This is a genomic window from Streptomyces sp. PA03-1a (assembly GCF_033792805.1).
Taxonomy (GTDB): domain Bacteria; phylum Actinomycetota; class Actinomycetes; order Streptomycetales; family Streptomycetaceae; genus Actinacidiphila.
The window spans coordinates 1-2,873 of sequence record NZ_JARAVO010000436.1 but is presented as its reverse complement, the minus strand read 5'-3'; the positions used below and the strand labels follow the sequence as shown (position 1 = coordinate 2,873).

At 72.5% G+C, this 2,873-nt stretch carries 4 protein-coding genes; 2 read left to right on the top strand and 2 right to left on the bottom strand.

Going from position 1 to position 2,873, the window contains the following annotated elements:
- The coding region (locus PV341_RS44560; RefSeq protein WP_500360960.1) for a M23 family metallopeptidase at positions 1-978 on the top strand (978 nt) is incomplete at its 5' end.
- 123 nt (positions 979-1,101) lie between these two features.
- On the opposite strand, the gene PV341_RS44555 is transcribed toward PV341_RS44560, so the two are convergent.
- Entirely contained in the window at positions 1,102-1,383 is a 282-nt protein-coding gene (locus tag PV341_RS44555; protein ID WP_499512596.1) for a hypothetical protein, read from the bottom strand.
- Positions 1,384-1,493: 110 nt separating this feature from the next.
- Positions 1,494-2,258 carry a DUF6227 family protein gene (locus PV341_RS44550; RefSeq protein WP_500322638.1) on the bottom strand — a complete coding sequence of 255 codons (765 nt, stop codon included), beginning with the start codon at positions 2,256-2,258 and terminating at the stop codon, positions 1,494-1,496.
- Between the two features lie 161 nt (positions 2,259-2,419).
- Here PV341_RS44550 and PV341_RS44545 point away from each other — a divergent pair, with 161 nt between their 5' ends.
- Positions 2,420-2,857, top strand: a complete 438-nt coding sequence (locus tag PV341_RS44545; RefSeq protein ID WP_500360958.1) for a PfkB family carbohydrate kinase — start codon at positions 2,420-2,422, stop codon at positions 2,855-2,857.
- The last annotated feature ends 16 nt before the right edge of the window (positions 2,858-2,873 follow it).

The window sequence follows — 2,873 nt, the reverse complement described above, 5'->3', positions numbered from 1 at the left end:
GCCCAGCCCCTCCCCGAGCACATCGAGGCCTTCGACGGCACGGGGGACCTCGAGGACCCCGACACCTTCGAGAGCGCGCCCTACGAGGGCCCGCAGGCCGAGCCGTGGAACCCCACCGAGGAGTCCGCCGGCCCCCGTCGCGCGCGGCACCGCGTCGCCAAACAGCGCTCCATGGGCCGCGGTTCGGCTGTCTTCGGGGTCGCGGCCGTGGCCGTGCTGGGCGTCGGAGGGGTCGCCACCGCCGAGGGCAAGAACCCGCTCCCCGTCTCCTTGCCCGAGGTGTCCCACCTGCCCGGCATCGGAGCCCTCGTCGGCGACGACAGCGCCCCCGAGGCCAAGCAGGTCGCCGAGGCACTCAGCCCCGACGCGGGTGAGGCCCTGCGCAACCGCATCCTCGACCAGGCCCAGCAGCAGCGGAACGCCGCCGACCGGTCCGCCAGGAACGCCGCACAGCAGGAGGCGGTGGCCAAGGCCGCCAAGTCCGCGGCGGCGGAGCGGGTCCGCGCCGAGGCCGCCGCCAAGAAGAAGGCCGTGGCGGAGGCCGCGAAGAAGCTCGAGGCTGCCCGCCTGGCCGAGCTCGCCAAGAGCTTCGTCAAGCCGGTCACCTCGTACACGCTGACCGCCGGCTTCGGCGAGTCCAGCTCGCTGTGGGCGAACACCCACACCGGCCAGGACTTCGCCGCCCCCACCGGCACCCCGGTCAAGGCCATCCACAGCGGCACCATCACCGAGGCCGGCTGGGCCGGTTCGTACGGCTACCGCATCATCCTGACCCTCGACGACGGCACCGAGCTCTGGTACTGCCACCTCTCCTCGATGATCGTCACCTCCGGCAAGGTCAACACCGGTGACACCATCGGCCGTGTCGGCGCCACGGGCAACGTCACGGGCCCGCACCTGCACCTCGAGGTGCGCCCCGGTGGCGGCGACCCGATCGGCCCGATGGGCTGGCTGCGCAGCAAGGGCCTGTCCGTCTGAGCGACCGGCCCCACGGACTCCGGCGGCCCTGGTGACACCCCCCGTCACCCAGGGCCGCCGGTCCGTTTCGCGGGACGCCCACGAGACGCCTACACGGGATGCCTACGGGACGCCTGCGGACGCTTACGGGACGACGAAGTTGTAGAGCTCCGCGATCCTCGGCGGTCCGCTCGGTTCGGGGAAACCGGACTCCTTGGCGGCGGGCAACATGATCTCCATGAAGGCTTCGAGCGCCTGCGCGGACTGCCAGACGTTCACCAGCCGCAGACCCTCGTTGGTGATCACGGCGGCATGCGAGAGCAGCCCCGCGGGAGGATGCTCGGGCCCGAACCCCGCGCGGTGGTTCGCCTCCTCGTACTGCAGGGCCGTCACACCGGGGAACTCGACCTCCGCCAGGACCGGCATGGGGACCTCCCGCTTCCCACCGACACGCCTACGCCCCAATTTCCTCCGGCTGCACCCCGGCCGCAATCCGGCCGGGGTCCGCCCGGGGTCCGGCGACGAGGCCGGCGAGGCTAGAGAGCCTCCAGCCGGACGTCCGCCGAGTCGCACGCCGCCGTCTCGTCGGAGTACACCTCGCACACCGGACGTCCGTCGGGGGTCATCGTGTGCTCGACCTCCCAGAGGCTGATCTCCTCGCCGGTCTCGAGCAGGAAGGCGTGCTCGTACAGCGTCCAGCCGGCGACCCGGCCGGTGCCGATCCGTATGTGCCGGCCGGTGACGTACGCGATGTCGTGGCCCACCGCCGAACCCAGCCGGCTGCGCAGCTCCTCGCCCGGTACGTCGGTGTTCTCGGCCCGCCGGAGCACCCGCCACGCGTGCTCCGCGGAGTGGTCCGCCGTGTACTGCCGGGGCCCGGGCGTCAGGTCCATCGCCATCTGCGGCAGCCGCGCCAGCCAGTCCGCGGCCTCCGCCTCCAGCTCCTCCGGAGAGGGCTCGCCGAAGCGGGCGTCGATCGCGTGCTGGGCGGCGGCCAGCTCGTCCGGGTCGGAGTACACCTCGTACAGCGGTTCGTCGTCGCCCGGGCCGGTGTTGTGCTCGATCTCCCACAGCAGCTGCGTACTGCCGTCGGCCAGCAGGAACGTGTGCCGCAACGTCCTGCGGCTCAGCCTGCGCGGCGGGCCCTTGCGCTGGCGGAAGGACGCCAGCTCCGTGCAGCCCATCAGCGCGGTGGCCAGCCGCCCCAGCACGCGGTCGTCGACGTCGAAGGAGTTCTGCGCTCTGGCCAGCACCACCTCGACGTCCGCCGGACCCGCCCCACCTGGTCGCGCGTTCCCCATGCGGTCCTCCTGCTCACGGCATTCCCCGCGCACCATTGCGAGCACTCAGCGTAGTGGCATCGACGCTCTGCGCGTCGGGTCTCCCGGAAAAATGGTGCACCCCCACCCGTAGGAGGCGCGTAAGACGCGAAACGCACGCTCCCTGCTGCCACTATGCGCCCATGCGCGCACTCTTCGTAGGCCTCTGCACCCTCGATGTCATCACCCTCGTCGACCACGTCCCGGCCCCGAACGAGAAACTCACCGCCCGCACCCAGACCGTCGCCGCCGGCGGCCCCGCGACCGGCGCCGCCGCCACCTTCGCCCATCTCGGCGGCGAGGCCGTCCTGCTCACCGCCTTCGGCGGCCACGCCCTCGCCGGCGCCATCGACGCCGACCTCGCGGCCCTCGGCGTCGACGTCATCAACCTCACCGCGGACTCCCCCGAACCCCCCGCGGTCTCCACCATCCTGGTCACCGCCGCCACCGGCGACCGCGCCGTCGCCTCCACCAACGTGGCCTCAGGGACCTCCGTGTCCCCGCCCGGAGACCTCTCCGTCCTCGTCGGCGACGCCGACGAGGACGGAGAGGTCTCCGGGCGGGGACACGGAGGTCCCTGAGGCCACGTTGGTGGAG

What these genes read in the sequence shown, in the direction of transcription:
- PV341_RS44545 (WP_500360958.1), top strand. Translation starts at nt 2,420, where the DNA reads ATGCGCGCACTCTTCGTAGGCCTCTGCACCCTCGATGTCATCACCCTC.
- PV341_RS44550 (WP_500322638.1), bottom strand. Translation starts at nt 2,258, where the DNA reads ATGGGGAACGCGCGACCAGGTGGGGCGGGTCCGGCGGACGTCGAGGTG.
- PV341_RS44555 (WP_499512596.1), bottom strand. Translation starts at nt 1,383, where the DNA reads ATGCCGGTCCTGGCGGAGGTCGAGTTCCCCGGTGTGACGGCCCTGCAG.